This is a genomic window from Myxococcus sp. AM011, assembly GCF_013372595.1.
Lineage (GTDB): Bacteria > Myxococcota > Myxococcia > Myxococcales > Myxococcaceae > Myxococcus > Myxococcus eversor.
Genome location: NZ_JABXEM010000586.1, coordinates 1 through 855 on the forward strand (window position 1 = coordinate 1; position 855 = coordinate 855).

Below are 855 nucleotides of genomic sequence, written 5' to 3' on the forward strand. Positions count from 1 at the left end.
GCGTGAGGGAGGGAGTCCTCAAGCACTGCGACCACCGCCTGCGGATTCCGATGGCGGGTCAGGTCGGTTCACTCAATGCGTCCGTTTCGGCCGGCATTCTGCTATACGAGGTCGCCCGGCAGCGGGGGAGCGCCTCCCGTTAGTCGGCCATCATCTGGGATCAATCCCCTTGACTTGGATGGTGGGGACTTCTAAAAGGGCGCGCCTCGCACATCGGAGTCGGGTGGTTGACGGGTTCGGTGCAGGTGGGGTAGGGCGGTAGGCAGCAGCCGATGAGTGCCGGTGTAGCTCAGTCGGTAGAGCAACTGATTTGTAATCAGTAGGTCGCGGGTTCAAGTCCCGCCGCCGGCCAAGCAGGACGGGGGCCGCGGATGAGGGCCCGAGACGAGCAGTATGGGGAGCAGTACGCAGTTGGCAGCAAAAAATGCGGAGGGATACCCAAGCGGCCAAAGGGAGCAGACTGTAAATCTGCCGGCTCTACGCCTTCGATGGTTCGAATCCATCTCCCTCCACTCGGCAACGCGGGAATAGCTCAGTTGGTAGAGCGTCAGCCTTCCAAGCTGAATGTCGTGGGTTCGAATCCCATTTCCCGCTCCAAACGTTGTAGTTCATAGCATCGCCAAGCCCTGATAGCTCAGTTGGCAGAGCGCATCCTTGGTAAGGATGAGGTCACCAGTTCAATCCTGGTTCAGGGCTCCATTTTTTAGAGGAGTGTCATGGCCAAGGAGAAGTTCGAGCGTAACAAGCCCCACGTGAACATCGGCACGATCGGACACGTGGACCACGGCAAGACGTCGCTGACGGCGGCCATCACGAAGGTGCTGGCCAAGACCGGCGGCGCCACGTTCCTGGCGT

At 60.1% G+C, this 855-nt stretch carries 2 protein-coding genes and 4 tRNA genes; all 6 read left to right on the plus strand.

The features are described 5' to 3' along the window. Positions 1 to 143: TrmH family RNA methyltransferase (locus HUW62_RS47470; RefSeq protein ID WP_303626924.1), on the plus strand; the 143-nt coding region annotated here is incomplete at its 5' end. Positions 144 to 278: 135 nt separating this feature from the next. Then, positions 279 to 351, plus strand: a tRNA-Thr gene (locus tag HUW62_RS47475). 77 nt (positions 352 to 428) lie between these two features. Continuing rightward, positions 429 to 512, plus strand: a tRNA-Tyr gene (locus HUW62_RS47480). 9 nt (positions 513 to 521) lie between these two features. Beyond that, a tRNA-Gly gene (locus HUW62_RS47485) sits at positions 522 to 597 on the plus strand. 26 nt (positions 598 to 623) lie between these two features. Beyond that, positions 624 to 699, plus strand: a tRNA-Thr gene (locus HUW62_RS47490). Positions 700 to 716: 17 nt separating this feature from the next. Further along, a partial coding sequence (locus HUW62_RS47495; RefSeq protein WP_228556459.1) for a GTP-binding protein occupies positions 717 to 855 on the plus strand: 139 nt, incomplete at its 3' end.